The organism is Globicatella sanguinis (assembly GCF_002847845.2).
Classification (GTDB): Bacteria; Bacillota; Bacilli; order Lactobacillales; family Aerococcaceae; genus Globicatella; species Globicatella sanguinis.
Window position 1 is genome coordinate 1201616 of sequence record NZ_CP126962.1, and the last position, 19045, is coordinate 1220660.

At 35.2% G+C, this 19045-nt stretch carries 17 protein-coding genes, 1 pseudogene and 1 riboswitch; of the genes and pseudogenes, 2 read left to right on the plus strand and 16 right to left on the minus strand.

Going from position 1 to position 19045, the window contains the following annotated elements:
- Positions 1-59: 59 nt before the first annotated feature.
- The 15 genes from CYJ72_RS05210 to CYJ72_RS05280 all read right to left on the minus strand — a co-directional run bounded on the left by CYJ72_RS05210 (position 60) and on the right by CYJ72_RS05280 (position 15567).
- A complete protein-coding gene (locus tag CYJ72_RS05210) occupies positions 60-1631 on the minus strand; it encodes an ABC transporter transmembrane domain-containing protein (protein ID WP_169792679.1) in 1572 nt (523 codons plus the stop codon).
- A gap of 55 nt (positions 1632-1686) precedes the next feature.
- Positions 1687-2412 (minus strand): hypothetical protein, encoded by a 726-nt coding sequence (locus CYJ72_RS05215; protein WP_284630826.1) that lies wholly within the window; start codon positions 2410-2412, stop codon positions 1687-1689.
- 111 nt (positions 2413-2523) lie between these two features.
- A complete protein-coding gene (locus tag CYJ72_RS05220; RefSeq protein ID WP_284630827.1) occupies positions 2524-3273 on the minus strand; it encodes a class I SAM-dependent methyltransferase in 750 nt (249 codons plus the stop codon).
- A gap of 538 nt (positions 3274-3811) precedes the next feature.
- Positions 3812-5485, minus strand: coding sequence for a sensor histidine kinase (locus CYJ72_RS05225; protein ID WP_284630828.1), 1674 nt, complete (start codon positions 5483-5485; stop codon positions 3812-3814).
- On the minus strand, positions 5460-6233 hold the full coding sequence (locus tag CYJ72_RS05230; RefSeq protein WP_284630829.1) for a response regulator transcription factor: 774 nt from the start codon (positions 6231-6233) through the stop codon (positions 5460-5462). The genes CYJ72_RS05225 and CYJ72_RS05230 overlap by 26 nt, the downstream gene beginning before the upstream one ends.
- Before the next feature lie 6 nt (positions 6234-6239).
- A complete protein-coding gene (msrAB, locus tag CYJ72_RS05235) occupies positions 6240-7289 on the minus strand; it encodes a bifunctional peptide-methionine (S)-S-oxide reductase MsrA/peptide-methionine (R)-S-oxide reductase MsrB (RefSeq protein WP_431606505.1) in 1050 nt (349 codons plus the stop codon).
- A 144-nt stretch (positions 7290-7433) separates the two neighbouring features.
- Positions 7434-8378: a redoxin family protein gene (locus CYJ72_RS05240; protein ID WP_284630830.1), complete on the minus strand. Its 945-nt coding sequence runs from the start codon at positions 8376-8378 to the stop codon at positions 7434-7436.
- A 20-nt stretch (positions 8379-8398) separates the two neighbouring features.
- Entirely contained in the window at positions 8399-9115 is a 717-nt protein-coding gene (locus CYJ72_RS05245; RefSeq protein ID WP_066125372.1) for a cytochrome c biogenesis CcdA family protein, read from the minus strand.
- Positions 9116-10021: 906 nt separating this feature from the next.
- Positions 10022-10453, minus strand: a complete 432-nt coding sequence (locus tag CYJ72_RS05250; RefSeq protein WP_101813741.1) for a helix-turn-helix domain-containing protein — start codon at positions 10451-10453, stop codon at positions 10022-10024.
- Between the two features lies 1 nt (position 10454).
- Positions 10455-10808 (minus strand): type II toxin-antitoxin system RelE/ParE family toxin, encoded by a 354-nt coding sequence (locus CYJ72_RS05255; RefSeq protein WP_066126906.1) that lies wholly within the window; start codon positions 10806-10808, stop codon positions 10455-10457.
- Positions 10809-10968: 160 nt separating this feature from the next.
- Positions 10969-11796, minus strand: a complete 828-nt coding sequence (locus tag CYJ72_RS05260) for a hypothetical protein (protein ID WP_284630831.1) — start codon at positions 11794-11796, stop codon at positions 10969-10971.
- Positions 11797-11923: 127 nt separating this feature from the next.
- Positions 11924-12763, minus strand: a complete 840-nt coding sequence (locus tag CYJ72_RS05265; RefSeq protein ID WP_284630832.1) for a hypothetical protein — start codon at positions 12761-12763, stop codon at positions 11924-11926.
- A gap of 320 nt (positions 12764-13083) precedes the next feature.
- Positions 13084-14061 carry an IS30 family transposase gene (locus tag CYJ72_RS05270; protein WP_284628878.1) on the minus strand — a complete coding sequence of 326 codons (978 nt, stop codon included), beginning with the start codon at positions 14059-14061 and terminating at the stop codon, positions 13084-13086.
- Between the two features lie 30 nt (positions 14062-14091).
- Positions 14092-14280, minus strand: coding sequence for a hypothetical protein (locus tag CYJ72_RS05275; protein ID WP_284630833.1), 189 nt, complete (start codon positions 14278-14280; stop codon positions 14092-14094).
- Between the two features lie 153 nt (positions 14281-14433).
- The gene (locus CYJ72_RS05280) at positions 14434-15567 is read right to left on the minus strand and encodes a helix-hairpin-helix domain-containing protein (protein ID WP_066126900.1); all 1134 of its coding nucleotides are present in this window, start codon (positions 15565-15567) and stop codon (positions 14434-14436) included.
- A 631-nt stretch (positions 15568-16198) separates the two neighbouring features.
- Between CYJ72_RS05280 and CYJ72_RS11660 the strand changes: the two are divergent.
- A pseudogene (locus CYJ72_RS11660) lies at positions 16199-16303 on the plus strand (IS30 family transposase); the annotation flags it as partial.
- A 209-nt stretch (positions 16304-16512) separates the two neighbouring features.
- Positions 16513-16601, plus strand: a riboswitch (TPP riboswitch).
- 27 nt (positions 16602-16628) lie between these two features.
- The gene (thiT, locus tag CYJ72_RS05285; RefSeq protein WP_066127106.1) at positions 16629-17207 is read left to right on the plus strand and encodes an energy-coupled thiamine transporter ThiT; all 579 of its coding nucleotides are present in this window, start codon (positions 16629-16631) and stop codon (positions 17205-17207) included.
- A gap of 579 nt (positions 17208-17786) precedes the next feature.
- On the opposite strand, the gene CYJ72_RS05290 is transcribed toward thiT, so the two are convergent.
- Positions 17787-18719: a dihydroorotate dehydrogenase gene (locus tag CYJ72_RS05290; RefSeq protein ID WP_284630834.1), complete on the minus strand. Its 933-nt coding sequence runs from the start codon at positions 18717-18719 to the stop codon at positions 17787-17789.
- Between the last annotated feature and the right edge of the window lie 326 nt (positions 18720-19045).

Sequence of the window (19045 nt, forward strand, 5' to 3'; positions counted from 1 at the left end):
ACGCTGGTAATTTCTTGCATATAAGCGTCAGGAAGAGTGTGGCTTACTATATTTTAGCATTAGATCAACTGATCCAAATCCAGCACTTGGTCATATTTACTAAGATTGCTCGAATCTCTGTGTGTAATATTAATCAAGCAAATATCAACTTGATCAAGCAAATAATTTTCGATTCGATGGTAATTCTCTTTATCTAAGGCTGATAATGATTCATCCAAAATGATAAATTTCTTATTTTGCAAGAGGGCTCGAATGATTATCATACGTTGCTTCTGACCGCCAGAAAGATTGCCGTCTTCAATAATCAACTCGTCCCAATCATTAAACCTCTCATCCAAACCAAATTGTTCTAACAATTGTTGAGTCAATTCAACCGGTAAATCCCGATATAAGTGTAAATTATTTAATACTGTATCCGCAAAAATAATCGAATGTTGTGATATTAAGCCGATATGGTCTTGAACTTCTTGGTAACTGACTTGCTGACGATCCATATGATTGTATAGAATGGTTCCTTGGTCCGGATCAAGATTTTTTGTAATCAAATAAGCTAAAGTAGATTTTCCTTTACCACTACTGCCGACAATCAGGTACTTCATCCCTCGTTCAAATTGATAATTAAAATCTTCAAAAATCTTTTGATGGTTAATCGAATATGCGAGATTTTGAATATCAATCTGCTGCAACGACTCTATATGAGTAGTTGTTGGAGCATCGTCAGTTGCACGTTCACCCTGTGCATCGTACTTTTGTTTAATGTCTTTGACAGAGTGGATGCTTGATAAATTATCCGCAATCAAATTGACTGGCATTTCAAGTTCATTAGACAAAGCAATAATCGAAGCCAGTGCCCCAACGGTAATCGAGCCATTTAAGACTTGTCGTCCTCCTACCAATAAAATGCAGACCACACACCCATAGAAAAATAAGCCTATCAATACATTAATCAGCGCCGTAAGTTTTACACCTTTTTGATCAGCTTGATTAACCTCATCATATTTTTCATTCACTTTATCCGCAAAAATATTTGATGTTCTAAAGTTTTTAATATCTAAAAGACCTGTTACAAAATCCTTCAAATAAGTATTATAGATGGATTGATTTTTAGAAAGTTGGTTTTTGTTCTTACGCGTTTGATGTTTGAACACATAAGGAATCAAAATCGGAAAAATCGATACAATAATAATTAATCCCGCTGTTAATGGATCTAACGAGAACAACGCCATACAAGCAATAATAAATGTGATAACTCCTTGGTACAAAGAAATAATCGCATCATAATGAAAAGTCTTAATTTTATCGATGTCATTGTTCAAAATGGAGAGGTACTCACCACTGGATTTACTTTTATAATCCAAAAAATTAAGATTATAAAGCTTAGTAATAATTGTCTTGTGAATCGATAAGCCAACCTGATTAAGATATCGCGTATTAAAATATTGTCTAAAATATTCAATGACTAATAATAAGACCATAATCAACATCATCCATAAAATATTATTCATAAATGCGGTCTGATTTTGATGTGTCAGCGCATCAATAATGAATTGAATCTGATAACTGAACAGTACATTTAATGTTGATACTGCTGTAATACAGACTAAAACTAAAATAAATAAAATTTTTCGCATTTTTGTATCCTTTGTAATGCTTTTTGATTGTTTGATTAATTCGAATAAGTTAAATTTAATTCCCACTGCTCTCATAGATCCATGTATCAAAAGTCTCCGTATTCTCAACATCGAACAGATTTTTTAAGGCCATCGTTGCCCAATCCGTATTATCTGCTTCAAAATTAATCGACGGATAAACCTCAAAGAGCATATTCACAACTGTTAATGCAAACCGTACAAATGTCTTTTCATCAATCGAACTGACATAAGCAATTTCTTCATCTTCTACGAATGCAGCGTGTTGGATTTCATCATTGTTCTTTACATAGAGAACTTCATCAGGTATTAACGCTATAAAATCTTCCAATGGTGAAGTTAAAGGGTTAATCGCTTCATGAGCTACTTGATAGTATTCAAAAAGTAGTTCGCAACAAGCTAAGTAGTCCGCATCCCCACGATTGGCTTTGAGCATCTTCATCTGTTGAAAAGATTTCCTTGGAATCAAATCATCCTTTTCAACTTGTAATTCATGACATTTCCTTACCTTTTTAAATCCTTGTGCCTCTAAGAAATGAGCTTTCTTAGTTTCGGAAGAAGCTATCATAGCTTGTAGAGGGCACTTCTTTTCGTCTGCAATCGTCTGTAAAATCGACGCATCGCTAATCTTTTCATTTTCATTCAAATCAAATTGAATATAACAATTCCTCAAATGATGTTGATTGCGATAGGTCTTGATTGTAGCTAATATCTTTCCGCATTCCTCTATTTGATACTTGTTATCATGCTCAGTAATATTCATACAATTATTGACTCCTCTAAATGAGTGGATATATAGTGTGAAAGCAATCAGGCTTTCTAAAAAGGCTCTATCCACCCTATTACAAGGAGCCTTTTATTTTTAACGTTCAAATTAATTATTGAGGACGATTACAGCGCAATATGATAGACAATCTGACAATGACGCTTGTGGATGGTACTGCATTGCCTGATAATCCATTCTTCCTTCTGGATATAGCGATAGGACTTCGAATCCTGCTTCATTAGCCATTCGCTCGAAGTCTTCTGGTAAGTAACATTTCAACCGTTGAGTGTACTTTTCATCCGTGCCTTCCCTCTTCCAGATATCAATCATTTCATGCGCAGCCTCATCATAGTAATAATGATGTGAGACATCCTCGATTAAAGGTAATGTGACACCATCTGCTTTCCGCCAATGATTCGGATTATAGACTTCAATATATGCTTTTCCGTCTGGTTTCAGCCATTCTTTAATCCGTTTTAATAACTTCAACTGATCCGCATCCGCGCCAATACCAAACCCATCTAAATAATAGACTAAATCGAATTGCGACTGGGCATCAAATTGATAAAAATCTTCCCTTAAAAAATTGACCTGCGCTGCATACTTCGCTTGATTCTCGAGCGCAATTTGGTGCACCGTAGGCTCAAAGTCAATAGCTGTCACCTCAACATCCAAATCACTCAAAGAAATGGCAGCCAAGCCCACCCCACAACCTAACTCCAAGGCAGTAGCGGGTCGGTCAGATAGTCGCTCTAACATGGTATGAACGGTCGATTGATAATCTTCTACCGAAAGTTCCCGATATGCTGCTTGTAACATCTTTTGCGTCTCATAGTAAAATGTTTGATTTTCTTGCATAAAGTTTCCTCCCTCTTAACAAAGTTGTTATTTCAATAGTTTACTCCACTTTAGCATAGTACCTTTTTTAATACAATGATTGCATCTTTTTACTAACTTCTTGCATAATTTGTGTTATAATACTCATGGATAATCCTCTACCTTTCTGTGTGTTTTAGCTACTTACAGTATAGCAGAGGATTATCTTTTTTGCTTTTAGCTGACCAACAGTTATTTTACACTAAGTATTTTTACATAAGACCCCTCACCCTTGGGAGTGACAACTAAGTGAGTTGCGCATCATCTGTCCGCGCCCCGTTTAGTAAGGCCTTGAAGTTGTTAATGAATGCTACTCAACCACTGTTCTTATCATTAACGTCTTGTCACTCATTATATTAATTTTCCCCAATCTTCATTCATCTTTTTTATCCAGGATAACAGAAAACGAATAAACCCTCTATATACAAAACAAAAAGACCAAACAACATTTCGTTGCTTAGCCTTTCAAGAACATCATTCAGCTAATTAAAAAGTCATGCCTTAATGTTCGAATACTTCCCTATAAACTCAATCGATATTCCACTACCGTGAGATCATCTTGTCGATACATTATGATACCGTATTGGTTACCACAGAGAATCTTAATTCTTTGTTCTACATTCTTCATTCCGATGCCACCCAGTTTTGTTTTGATCCGATTTTGATGGTCTCTTTCAAAGTCTACCCCATTATTTGCTACTTTAATGATCAAGTCTTCATTCTCAATATAAGAAGTAATTTTGATGAATGATTTTGTTTTTTTAGGCTTGATGCCATGATAAATGGCATTTTCTACAATGGGCTGCAATATTAATTTAGGGACCATTATTTCAGGTGTATGTTGCTCGAGTTCCAATAGGTATTCAAACTTATCGTCATAGCGAACTTTTTGGATGTCCATATAATTTTGAACATGCTCTATTTCTTTGGCTAAAGGGATGAAATCTTGATTAATACTCAAGGTACTTCTTAAAATCATCCCTAACGCTTTCGTGACCTCAATTGCTTTTTCATTTTCACCAAATTCGATGAGCCAAAGTATCGTGTCTAAAGTATTATAAATAAAGTGTGGATTGATTTGGCTCTGCAAAGCTTTCAACTCAAAGTTTCTTTTTGCATTTTCATTTTCTTCGATATTTTTGGTCAGCATTTTAATCCGTTCTAATAATAAATTATACTCTTTTTTCAAAGTATGAATTTCAATCGAATCGCTGTCTTCAATCTCTATCTTTGAAAATCTCTCATCGACCTTTTTCATTTCTTCAGCTAAATTTGTAATTGGCTTACTAATCCATTGAGAAATAAGGATGGATAAAGCCACCGTTAAGATTAAGATAATCACAGACCAAGTCACTGTATTTTCAATTAATTTCTTTTGAAGCTCATCAATTTGTTCGGTTGAAGCCACACCTACTAGTAACCAATCGGTATTGGGGATGTAAACATGCGCTCCAACAAACCCTTTATCTAAGGATTTCATTCTGTTATTAATCAGTTGTAAATATTTATCTTGTTCTACCAATGAGCTGGTATCCATCTGATTGGAGTCGAATAATAATTTTTCTTCTGAAGTGGTAATAAAAGTATACCCTTTTTCACCAAAATTAATCGCTGATACATAATCTTCAATCAATTTATAGGACAGATCAATCACCACATACCCTAGCACTTCCTTATCTTTGACGATCTGATGACTAATGGATATAACGCGCTCGGTTTTATTCATTGAAAATCCTTTGTGATTTTCCGTTGTGACCATGGCCATGTTATTTGATTTTTGGAGGTTTTGATACCATTCCAAATCATTCATATTATCCGACAGTTCAAAATCGATGGCAGAGGATGAAATCAAATTACCACTCTTTGAGATGACAAATATCCTCTTAATTAATTGGTCATTTTGTTCAATTAAATCAATAATGTTTTGAATTGAATCGCTACTGGACTGATCTAAATTTTCAATTTCTGGTGTCATAGCTAGTACACTTGAAATGCCTTTTATTTTTTCTAAATAAGAGGAAATATAAGTACTAGCATTTTTTAATTGCTGCTCTGTTTGTTGGTACTTGCTGTCCTTTAAGATAGTGACAGAATAAGTGTAATGGCGATACGACAAAATCGTTACCAATAATATGGAAATAACGAAGAAATAAACGCTTATTTTCGTGCTAAATTTTCTCAGTTGATTTTTCATCGGTTAATCCTTGCTTAAACTGCTTTGGCGTTATATTGTAATATTTCTTAAATTTGGTCAAAAAATAATTCACATCTTCAATTCCTATCGTTTTAGCTATTTCATAATTTTTCATATCCGTTGAAAGGAGCAGAATTTTCGCCTTTTCCATTCGTTTCTTATTGATATAATCTTGAAAAGGAATACCATAGATTTTTTTAACTAGCACACTTAAATAGTTGCTGTTATAGCCAATATCTTCGGCCATTTTATTCAAGGAAAGCTCGATATCAAATAAGTTTTCTTCAATATATTCCTTAATTTGCTTATTTTCCTCATCAATTTCGATGGTTTCAGTTTGCTCTATATTTTTTATGGATTGTCCTTTTCTTAGATGATCAATTTGATCTATCGCATTTTTCAAAATATATTCAATGTCTTTTTTAGAAATAGGCTTTAATAGATACTCATCAACTTTTGCCCGGATAGCTGTTTGTGCATATTCAAAGTAATCATATCCGGTCAGAATAATCAGATAGACATTAGGATTATTTTCTTTAATTATTTTTGCAGCGGTTAATCCATCCATTTCAGGCATATTGATATCCATCAAAACAATATCAGGTTGATGAGTATTAGCCAAGTCTATGGCTTCTTGTCCTTCTTCAGCTTCTAAAACTTCCGTAATATTGAGCTTGTCATAGTTAACTAATTTTTTTATCCCTTTTCTGATGATTGATTCATCATCTGCAATTAATAATTTATACATATTTACCTACTTTATTAAATGTGTTAAATAGCCATATCCTTCTTGCTCCATATCTTCTAAAGGAACAAAGCGAATAGAAGCACTATTGATACAATATCTTAATCCGCCCAATTCCTTTGGTCCGTCCTCAAATACATGACCTAAGTGCGAATTTCCTGAGCGACTTCTAACTTCTGTTCTTTCCATATTATAACTTAAATCGGTATGATAAGTCACGACCTCTTTGGCTATCGGTTTTGAGAAAGATGGCCACCCACAACCAGAGTCGAATTTATCGGTTGAACTAAATAAAGGTTCCCCGGTTGCGACATCAACATAGATACCTTTAGCCTCATTATCCCAATATTCATTTGAAAAGGCATGTTCAGTATCATTTTCTTGTGTGACCTTATATTGAACGTCTGTTAATTTCTTCTTTAGCTCTTCATCTGATGGTTTTGGATATTTCGATTGATCAATGATTACTTCATTGGCTTTTGAAATATCGATATGACAATAGCCATTAGGATTTTTCTTTAAGTAATCTTGATGGTATTCTTCCGCTTCATAAAAATTAGCTAATTTTTCAACTTCTACCACGATTTTGTCATCATATTTTGCTTGTTCTTTGTTCAATCGCTCTTCAATAATTTTTCTTTCACTTTCATCCGTGTAATAGACACCCGATCTGTATTGAACACCACGGTCATTTCCCTGTCTATTCACACTGGTAGGATCTACCACTAATAGATAATAGTCTAAAATTTGTTCCAATGAGATTCTTGTTGGGTCATAGTCTACTTTTACTGTTTCTGCATGTCCGGAATTTTTATAGGAAACATCCTCATAAGTTGGATTTTCTGTATCACCATTGGCATAACCACTTACTACATCGGCCACTCCATATACTTTTTCTAAATAGGCTTCTACTCCCCAGAAACAGCCACCTGCTAAATAAATTGTGTTTAATTCTGCTTTTGAATAGTCTACTGCATCATTTGGATTTTCATCCGCTGATTTCTTTTGTTGTTGGGTGATAATTTCATCGATTTTCTTGCTTGTATCGTCATTTTTCATCTCGTTATTAGTCATCTCCTTATTGGTCATCTCGCTATTTACCGGCTCATTATTAGTTGTATTCGCTTTGACGGTATACGCTGTTACTAATAAAGTCGCTGCCAATACCATTAATAACAGTATTTTTTTCATTTTTACCCCTTCCTACTGAACTTCTTTATAAATTTGATCTAATGTCTCTTTATTTAATTGTCCTGGAGCCACTTTTACTAAAACACCATCTGAACCTACAATCACATTGGTCGGTGTTGAGCGAATGCCGTAATCTTCAATGAATTTGCCTGATTCATCTACTAAAACTTTTATATTTTTATAGTTTAAGCTCTTAAACCATTTGATAAAATCTTCTTTATTCTTTTCACCATTATGACCCGGTGAAACGACCGTTACAATTTCATAATCTCCTGAAGTTTTTGACAATTCATCTATTTCTGATAAGCCAGCTAAACAAATCGGACACCATGAAGCCCAATATTTTATATATACTTTCTTACCTTTTTGGTCACTTAATTTATACATATTACCGTCTATATCTGGCAAGTTGAAATCTGGTGCTAATTCACCTTGGTTCATTTTTTCGCTAGTCATATTATCATCCTTTTTGGTTGATTCAGTTTTGGTCATGTTGTCATCCATTTCTTCTGATTTTTTTTCGTCCATGTTGTCTGATGCGTTATCCATCATGTCTTTTGATTCACTTTTGGTCATGTTGTCATCCTTTTTGTCTGATTCCGTTCCATCCATTTTGTCTGTGACACTATCCATCATTGATTCCATTTCGCCCATGTTGTCTGAAGTGCTATCCATCATTGCTTCGGATTCGGTCTCGCCCATCTCGTCTGATGCGTCATCCATCATTGCTTCGGATTCCATTTCGCCCATGTCATCGTCCATTGATTCTGATTCCATTTCATCCATGTCGTTTGATTCATCATCCATCATGTTGGTTGATTCTATCTGATCCATTTTCGTCTCCATTTTTGTCGTTTCACTGTCATTCATTCCTTCATTGTTTGCCTGATTGCCTGGTTCACAAGCACTTAATACGACTGACATTGCCACTAATCCAAATAATAATCTCTTATTCATAATTTCTTCCTCCTTGTTTACTAGTTAAATAAGTTGTTAAAAAACGCGGTTAAATTTGATAATTGATTGCTCATTAGCACAATTCCCATTAAAGCAACTAAAAATCCTCCAATACGTTTAATGGTGACTAAATGTTTCTTTAGTTGTTCGAAATGATTCATCAATGCACTTGAAGCGATGGCCATTATTAAAAAGGGAATCATTAAGCCGATTGAATAAACCAACATTAAGAACGCACCATAAAATTGTTGACCACTGCTGGCAGAAGTTATTAAGACGGCTGCTAAGATAGGGCCGACGCAAGGGGTCCAACCTAAACTGAATGATACACCCATTAAATAGGCCCCCAATGCTTTTGGCTTATTATGATTAAACTGAATACCATTGAATTGATTTATTTTTTCAAATTGAATTAAATCCATTTGATGAATGCCCAATAAAAACACTAGGAATCCGGCAATCGTCAATAACCATCGATTGATTAATAATTTTCCAATAATACCTGCCCCAAAGCCTAAAATAACGAAACTCGTTGAAAGCCCCAGAACAAATGCCATGGTCTTGATAATGGCTCCTTTATTAATCTCTAGCTTTCCGATTGTCATTTTATTGTATTCTCCTGCTTTATCTGTCAACAACCCAATGTATACCGGCATTAACGGAAATGTACACGGTGCAAAAAATGAGAGAAAACCAGCAATAAACACAGAGCTCATCAACAATTCATTTTGTACCATGATTATGCGCCTCCTTGAAATATTTATTTATATCTTTATTATAAGGGGATTCTCTTAAACAGATAATCGAAAATAAAGTTCAAAAACTTGAAAATCATTAGGTACACCATAATATTAGTCTAGTCTAGATGCATTAGCCGCCTAACCTGGAATCACAAAGATACGCTTGATTTTTATACAAACGTGCTTGTCTCATTTTCACTTAATGCCGTCTTCCTTTGGTATTTCGACTCTTTGCACTGAGTAAGTTTTGCATTTGCGATGGATGTTCTGTCGTTTGATATCCTGCCCGTTTGCTCGAATGGACGGTTCGATTTCATCCACTGTTATACTCTTTTATCCACTATTCGCACTGTCATATTTTTTCTTATAGGTAAACCCACGATTTCGTTATCTCTTCTTCTCCTCGCCACCTCACGATGGTCAAGCTTGAGAATCACTATTGGGTTCACCGATAGCAGGTGCCCTCAGGGACTTGCACCCTAGATGTATGACATGCCCGTCATACCTAAAAAAAGGAACTAAGCTGCTAAATGCAACTAAGTTCCTAAACCTTCTTTGAAAATACTCTGCCTTATACCTCTTTACTACTGTCTGTTGAGAAATAAGTTCGCCAGAGGCTGGGCAAATACTTTTTAAATTCTGTTCAGACATATCTATTTAATTCAAAGCGCAGTGGTTGACTGGCATCAAACTGCGTCTTAACGAGTTTGAACATAATCTTGAAAAATTCAGTCAAGTGATTGCTGATAATTAAAAACGCAGTGGTTGACTGGCATCAAACTGTGTCTTAACGAGGCTGAGAATAATCTTGACCAATTCATTCAGATTAGTGATCGATAATTCAAAGCGCAGTGATTGAGCGGTCTCAACTGTGCGGGGGTAGGCCAACGAAGCGAAAATTATTCAATTTTCTACTTCTGGTCTACTCCCAACAGTGCGGGGGTGGGCAGACGAAGCTAAAATCGACTGATTTTCTACTTCTTGCCCTCTCCCTTTCAATTGATATTCTGTAGGTTCTTCTGCGATTGAAAACTCTAAATTTTCTTTGTTCTCTGTTGGTTCCTCAAAAGAAATTTTTAAGTTTTTCCCAAATGCTTTTGCTAATCTCTTTAAGGTATTGATTGATGGATTGGCATTTCCATTTTCAATTTTACTAATATCTCCCTGCGCAATACCGGTCATTTCTGATAACTCTTTTTGTGTAATATCCTTTTCATTTCTTGCACCAATCATCGCTCTTATGATTTGAAATTCAGCATCTAAATTATCCCATTCCATTTTAAATTCCGGATTCGTTAGTTCTTCATTTAATAATTCTCTAAATGTTTTCCCCATATTATAAACCTTCCCTTTCTATAAACTTCGATCTGCGTCTCTTTGCTAACTCAATTTCTGACTTAGGCGTTTTTTGAGTTTTTTTTACAAAAGCATTGGTCATCACTATCTTTTTATCCAGTACAAAAAAGTACAATACTCTCGTTATGTCACTTGCTTGCTTTATTCTCAATTCAAATATCCCGTCATCTAAATGTTTAGAATACGGAGCCCTTAAGTAATTCCCTTTTTCCTCAAGGAGTTCAATTGACTTTAATATCTTAGCTCGCATTTTTATATTCTGATTAAGAATAAAGTCTACAACAGGTTGAATTCCATCAACTTTTTCGTAAAAAATAATTTCAAATTTATCCATAGCTAGCTCCCTTATCTAATTACATTATATAGGCTATAACCTATAAATTCAAGGGCTCAATTTGCAAATAATAAAGATTTGACATCAATATAAAAAAGAAGCCACTGAACGTAGCTTCCCATAAATTCAATTTGAATAGATCTTACCAACTCTACTGTGCTCACTCCGACTGAGATGGCTTGACCATAAAGATATCCGTATCTCTCGGGAGGTAGATAACCTCCGCTTCACCTTTCTTCAATTCGTGTAAAGCTGTCAAAGGAATGGTTTGTTTAAACTTTTTACTTAATAAGTCTCCCCGGTCATTTAAAAAATGAACATCAAAACGCACTTGAGGTTGTTCATTAATATAAGTTCCAGTTTGAGAAAAGTTAACAATTTCTCCTTGCGTTGTTTTACCATATAATAAAAGTTCACCAAAATCTTTATTAGAACGAAATGATTGAAGCGGGTAAAATTCGGTAATAATATCTTGGCTACCAAATGTTTTTAGTAAGAAATTTATAATGAAAATACCCAAAACGGGTGCCCATAACCACGGCGAAAATGGATTGAGAAAACGCCAACCGAAACCATCACTCTGCAAATAATAGGAAAAAACGAAAAAGCCAACCATATAAAGAAGATTAAAAATCAGCCAAAGCCAAATCCAAGGTCGAGGCGATGTCTCATATTCTCCTTTCCCGACAGTAAATGGTGGTTCAAAACTATTTTGATTTAATTTTATGGTAATTTCTTTTCCAGGCTCAAACCTTTTTTCATGTTCCTTAGTATCCACAAGATGAATATAAGTCTTGACTTGACTGCCCACTAAATTCGTAAAGCTTAGCAGTATTTTTTTGGAAGGTTCATCGTCTATCAGTCCATCATGACTCGACGCTAAGACTTCCGCTTGTACCGACTTTCCCTTTCGTTGAACTCTTTTATGTTGCCTCGCTAGTTTTCTAGGTATCGTGATAAACTTCGAAATCGCGTAAGTTTGCACCAACCAAAGAATCACACCCATAGCTAAAAGCGCGGTAGCGACATAAGGTGTTGTCCGAATAATGGGTAAGCTAAGAAAAAACATAGGAAAAACGTACATAAAAAACAAGATTATAATGATGAACAACGCATTATACCCTCTCTTTCTCGATTAGATTACCTTTTGCATCAAATGTTAAATCGTAGTCTTCTCTAACACCCTTCACTTCAGCTTTAAAAACTAAATCCTCGCCACGCCAATGTGTACTGATCATGCTAATTCCAAGTTCTCTATTCATCGTATTGAACTCTCTGTAATCTCCTATTTCTTTCAAGATTTCAATGCCGACATTCCTAATCTTGTTATAATTATCAAAATCAATATCTGATAACAAAATCGCTCCTTCCATAGGATTAACATCTGCACTCAATTTTTCTGGTGAGACCGTCCATGAGCCAATTCCTAAGTTATAATAATATAAATCTACATATTTAGGGTTGTCAGGATTCACAATGTATATATAGATACTACTATCATGAAGTCTAAATCGAGCCTCATAAATATAGAAATCTCTCGTACCTACTAAATCAAATAACTCATCCATCACTTCATCTCGTTTATCAGGATTTAATATTAAGTTATTCTCGTCAAATTTTTTAACTATTTCGATGACTTCTTCTTCTGATAGATAACGTTGAATTCCATGCTCCGAAAGATATCTATGAAAATATGAATTGAGTTCAATAGTAAATTCAAAACCTATTTTATCTTCTGCATCGCTAATAATGTCTAATATAAATACGGGGTCATTACTTTCATCAAAGAAGATATCCTTAAGTTTTTCAAAAAAATTTTTGTCCTCTGTTTCCTCTACATTTAGCTTTTGGGGCTTCGTAGCGAATGTTTCTTCTACTGCTTTTTCAATAGTCTGACAAGAAGTCAACAGCGTCATAAGTCCTATCACTATTCCGACCATTAATTTTCTATTCATTTTTTCGCTCCTTGATTTTTACATTTTACGCAAGTCCAGACCATCACGATTATTTTATTAAATAAATAGACTCTCCCTTTTCCTCTAATCTCCTTCGCTTTCATTCCCTATCTTGTTTTATGCCCATATCGAAATACTATTCACCTTTATTTTATCATCTCTATGCCAGTTTAAAAACTTTTTCGAACCGTACGTAATTTTAAGAGTTAAAGTATTTTGAACCACCGCAATTTTTCTCGTTTCAGTGAATTGCTTACATTCTCTAGTAACTACTAGGTCATTTTTAATGACAACAAAATAAGGCAAATTTCAAGTTTAAATTAGCCAGCGTTCATCATCTCAAATGGTGATTTGTAGTTGAACATTCTTTTCGGATAATGATTAATCCAGTTTTCGATTTTCTTTACTTCTAATTCCGTTACATCTGTTGTTCCTTTAGGTAAAAACCGCCTTATTAGTCGATTGTGGTTTTCGTTTGTTCCCCGTTCATAGGAACAATAAGGATGGGCATAATAAATATGCTCATAAGGAAAGACTTCATGCAGTCTAAAAAATTCAACACCATTATCCGCAGTAATTGATTTAATCGCATACTCATTGAGTATATCTAATAAAGCATTATTGACGGATGCCGCCTGTTTATTTGGAATCAGTCGAATAATTTGATGGCGTGTGCGACGATCGGTTAATACGAGTAAACATTTATTGGTCTTGCGCGTTAGAATCACGGTATCAATTTCATAATGACCGTACTCACCACGCTGATTAATGACTTCCGGACGCATTTCTATAGATTGACCTTTCACTCTAAATTGCGAGCTAGTATTCTTACGTTTTTTCTTTGATTTACGCGGATAAAGTAAGTCATTCGATGTTAAGCCTAAATGTCCGTTATGAATCCAATAGTAAATCGTTGAAACAGGAACGTTGACAAGATTAGAATGAACGATCATTTCTGGTGAATATTTCATTTCGGTCAGAAAATGAACGAGTGTTTCTTTGGTTTCGTTATCAAGTGACACTTTACGGCCACACTTATCGCGCTGATTTAAATACTGAGAATGGGCATACTCAGCAGAATAAATCTTTTTGAAGCGACCTTTTCTCACTTGTTGCAGCACAAACCCTCTTTTGATTTCATTATGAATCGTTTGAGGGGCTTTATCTAGAAGACGGGCAATTTCACGATTAGACTTACCACTACGGTGCCAACGCTCAATATTATGACGATCGTCCAAGGTTAAATGTTTATTTCGGGTCTTGCTTTCTGCTGAAAATGAATTATAATGATGATACATCTTAAAACGTCCTTTATTTTGGTTTGGTTACTACAATAATAACGTTTTGAGATGTTTTTTTCTATACTTTTTTCTATACCGTAGCACTTGACTGAATCGTCGAATCGGGTGCGGGGTCACTCCCCGACCTTTTTGCACTACGCTTAAATTTTCGGTCGAGTCATTTAGCTTACCCGATTCTCCCATTAAGTAAAGTGCTACTGTTGTATTGAAAGCCATAAAATAGTTCCCCTCCCAACCGCAACTAGCAGCTTTATTTTCAATCATAAAAATGGGGAGGATACACAATTTAAGTGGCTAATTTAATTTTAGAACTTTCATGACAACAAAATAACCCGTCTACCCACCGGCAAACGAGCTTATCATTATTTTCTATTCTCCTTTAAAAGTAACGCCATTGTCTCTTAGTTTCTTCACTGTTGTTTTTCCGATTCCCTCAATCGCTAAGACTTCATGTTCAGTTATAGTTTGGAAGTCCTCTAATGTCCGCAACCCCTCTGATAATAGCGAACGAACATATCTGCTATCAATATTCGTAAAGATTCCAGTCCCGGCTAATTTATAAGATTCTCTGTATAAGGCGATCCCATTTGATTTTTCAGCATAATATTGTTCATAATATTCCGGATTAATTTTTTCTAGTGTTTCTTGGAAAGTCCGATATAAAAATACGGAATGCTGAAATAAACTCAATACCTCATTAAAAGCAATCGCAAGTGAGCTTTCTGAATTGAACTGATAAGATTCAAACGGCAACGATTCATAAACCTGGAAACTGTTAAATTTTTCCGTTACGAAAAATTGAGTGATTGTAGGATTAATCTCCCATAACTTCTGAATAATCCGTTCGGCATAATTAAGGTCTCCTTCAAGAATCAAGCTGACTGCCAAGAAAAATAACATTTGATCGTCCTTTTGATACATGGAATCTTTTTTGAAAAAGAGCCGCGCTTTTGAAGGTTGGAAAGATAGAACATAAATCGCCATTAAACTATAACGAACACCCAAATTATCATTCGGATTATATCGTAAGATTTCCCTCGCTGTGTCTTCAGCCTTTCCCAAAAGCAATTGCTCCTTATAAAAATCTAACAATAATCTGCGGGCACGAAAATAAGGACGATTTTCAACTCCCGCATAAGAAGCTTCTTTGATAAATCGACGATGTGTTTTCAAGTATTCTTTTGTCTTTTCTTCAATAGATGTAATGATTCTTATATCATCATAACGTTCAAGACATAAAGCACAATAAATATCTAAGTTGTCTGGTTCCAATTGATTGGCCTCTTCTAATAATGCTAAGCGCTCATCAGCATCATCGCTTTCCATTGCTTCATCCAACAACTCCAACGCTCTGCTAGTATCATCTTCTAGTTCGTCAATCACCCCATCATTAAAACGAGCGACATAATCATTAATCGCCTCATCAATATTTTCATATTCATCCAAATGTTGGTCTAGAAAAACTTCTAACTGTCTAAAAATATTTTCTGTTTCTCGTGACATCAATATCATTCCTTTCCTATCCTTAAATTCAAGTGCTACCTACTTACCTTCTGGGTATATGGGTGAACAACCCATGCCTCGTCCTCTCCAAGAGAAACTCTGATTCGTTGTATGCCGTGAAGACGGGAAGTCATAACGTTAATCTTTGGAATAAGGAGTTTCAATGATTAATCGCAAAACTTTACCAAAATAAACTTGGTCATCATGCTCTAACCCTTAAAATCAATTCAAGCTATCTCTCAACCTCTATCCAATCTACTCCAAATGATTTTTTTGATATTTTGCTAGCAGGAAAGACTCCGATAGCCAAACCATTTTATAATTAAACATCACCATCATGTTGGCTATAAAATTTCATCAGTTTAATCAGTTCCTAGCTCTTATTTTATAAAAACCACTATACTATTTACAAGCAAATCGCTATACAAAACATGATGTATTAAGAAAAATGCCATTCACGACATCTCGTTTTACAATTTTTACTATCTAAAGTAATATACGTTTCCTTCTCCGTCTATATTATCAAAATTTTTATTATACTTGAATAGTAAAATTAAGCTAGAAAAATAAATAGGCCATTTGTATGGTATCCTAAACATACGATCACATGCTAAGGAAGGAGTACACACAAATGGCTTATACACATTTTACCATGAAAAAATTGATTTGGATAGAAAATTATTACGATAGCGGTAAAAATGTAACGGATATCGCTAAAAAATTAAATCGGGCCATCTAAACCATTTATAACGTCGTTAATTTTCTTGCCCACTCCCTGCTATTACCTTTTGGAAAATAAGTCCTATTAGCATTTGCAATGTTGTTAGGAATTTTTATGACTATTGCAACCTTCCAAATTATAAAAAGTTGAAAGTAATTGGTTTGTAACTTTAATTTTACTTTTTTCATTATTTTTGTTAGAATCATTATTAAAATATAGATTTCAACATAAACAAGGGGTGCCATATTGGCTGAGATTATACCCTTTATTGGATCAAGGTAATGCTTGCGTCAAGATGTTTAACTCCTTTTTTGTGTTGGTTAAGAAAAGGAGTTTTTTTATGTCAAAAATTAAGACACAAACGTTGATTGAGATTACTATCTGTGCCGCTTTAGCATTACTTATTGATTTGATGATTCCTTCGCCATCATGGAGTTTTAAGGTTTCTGTCAAGATGATTCCAATTATTATTCTTTCCTTACGTCGTGGTACATTGGCAGGTTGCTTGGGTGGATTTTTATGGGGATTACTCCAATACATTACCGGTAATGCGTATGTATTAACGTTAGTACAATTTGTAGTTGAATATTTTGTCGCTTTTGCAGTCATTGGTTTCGCTGGTTTCTTTGCACCTTATATGCAAAAAATATTAAAAGAAGAACCAACAAATCGTGTGAAACAATGGGGGATAGCTTCCATGGCGACAATAGTGGGATCATTAGCTCGTTATATCGTCCACTTTATTGCGGGGGTATCATTCTGGGGGTCTTATGCACCTGAAGGACAAAGTCCATATGTATACTCATTCCTAGTCAATGGGGGAGCGTTTCTATCTGAAACACTTTGCTGTATTATTGTATTAATTTTCCTAACACGTTCATTCCAACCTCTCTTACGCGTAAAAACATCAGGTTATTAATAAATTTTTTTAACGTTTGACTAACTCCTGCATCTTTAATCGTTTAATGATATAAATTAGGAATTATAAGTTATTTAATAATGAAGACCGTGTGACTTAGTTGAGTTGTTTATAGAGAGAGGGGTTAGTGCAACATCTTCGTTCACTAAGTAAAGACCCTTCATCGGAATCTTGATGAACCACTATGAGACTTATATAGAAGAGTAGTTAAGATCGTAATCACGCGTTAAGTGATTGAGGATAATCGGCAGATTATTAAGGTTTTGGGTAAAATCACGTGATTAAGGTCCCATTGATTGTTAAGGCAGTCAATGGGATCTTTATTTTTAAAGTTCTTTGTCAAATGATGTGGGGCACAGAAATTTTGGGGAGTGGGCCGACGAAGCGAAATTATTTAATTTTCAACTTCTTGCCCACTCCCACTTAATTATATATAGATAGTTTTTTCAATTAACTTACTAAGCATGTTCACTATAAACTGAAATTTAGTCTGTTATAATTCCCGCGTGATTGCTCATCACGGACAGTTATGGTAGTTGAATTTTTGTCGTTCAACTGCACCACGGACACTTAAGCCTGTTACCGGCCGTCGTGAAATCGAGCGACGGACACTTCGTGTATTAGAGTCTCTAAGCTTTCAATGCCTAATTCATCCATTCGCTGAGGGAGTTGGCTAATAATTGTTGGGCAAATCATCGGTTGATTATAATTTTCTGTCCCGATTTGAACAGCAGATGCGCCGGCCATATACATTTCTAGAACATCATCTACGGTCTTAATGCCACCTACTCCAATAATCGGTATCTTAACTGCTCCAGCAACTTGATAAATCATCCTTAAGGCAATGTGTTTTAAAGAAGTTCCAGATAACCCACCTGTCACCCCTCCTAAAATGGGCTGTCTACTTTCTAAATTAAAGGCCATACCCGTTATTGTATTAATCATTGTAATTGCGTCAGCTCCACCCTCTTCTGCTGCTTTTGCAATGCTAACAATATCCGTCACATTAGGCGTCAACTTAACATAGATGGGTAGATGAGTCACTGTTTTACATTGTTGGGTTAATTGTTTAACTACTTGTGGATCCGTGCCAAAAGAAATTCCTCCTTCTTTAACATTTGGACAAGAAACATTAAGTTCAATCGCACGGACATTCTCAGCTTGAGAGATTCGTTGACACATCTCGATATAATTTTCTTCTTTGGACCCCGCCACGCTGGCAATTACAGGAACATCATAATTCGCTAAGAATGGTAATTTCTCAGAAAGGACGGTCTTAATCCCCGGATTTTTCAAGCCAACAGAGTTTAACACAGCGTCATCACGGTGCACATATTGTGGTGCTGGGTTCCCTAATCGTTCTTCAAGCGTTGTACTCTTAATCACAATTGCGCCTAACACACCTAAGTCATAATGTTTAGCGAAAGATTCACCATAGCCAAAACAGCCTGAAGCTGGCATAACAGGATTTTTTAAAACGACACCTGGTAATTTTACTTGCAATCGATTCATAGTCTACCTCCTAATAATTAAACTGTGAGTGAATTCCAAACGATTTGTCTATCAACTAAAGTCAGCACACACATCCCACGGACTGTATGGTAATTGACTCAGTTAATCTCCCTCTCATTCATAACCGTTTTTTCATTTTTCTCCTCCTATACAAAGAAGACCTCTCCTTCAACGCGGGCATGCGGAAAGAAGAGGTCCTGAAACGGCCACTTTTCATTACATACCTTCCCCGCCTCACAGGACGGTCGTTAAAGGATTGTATTTTTTAGTAATTATACCTGAAATATTTCTAATATAAAGGTTTAATTTATCGTTTTGAATTAATT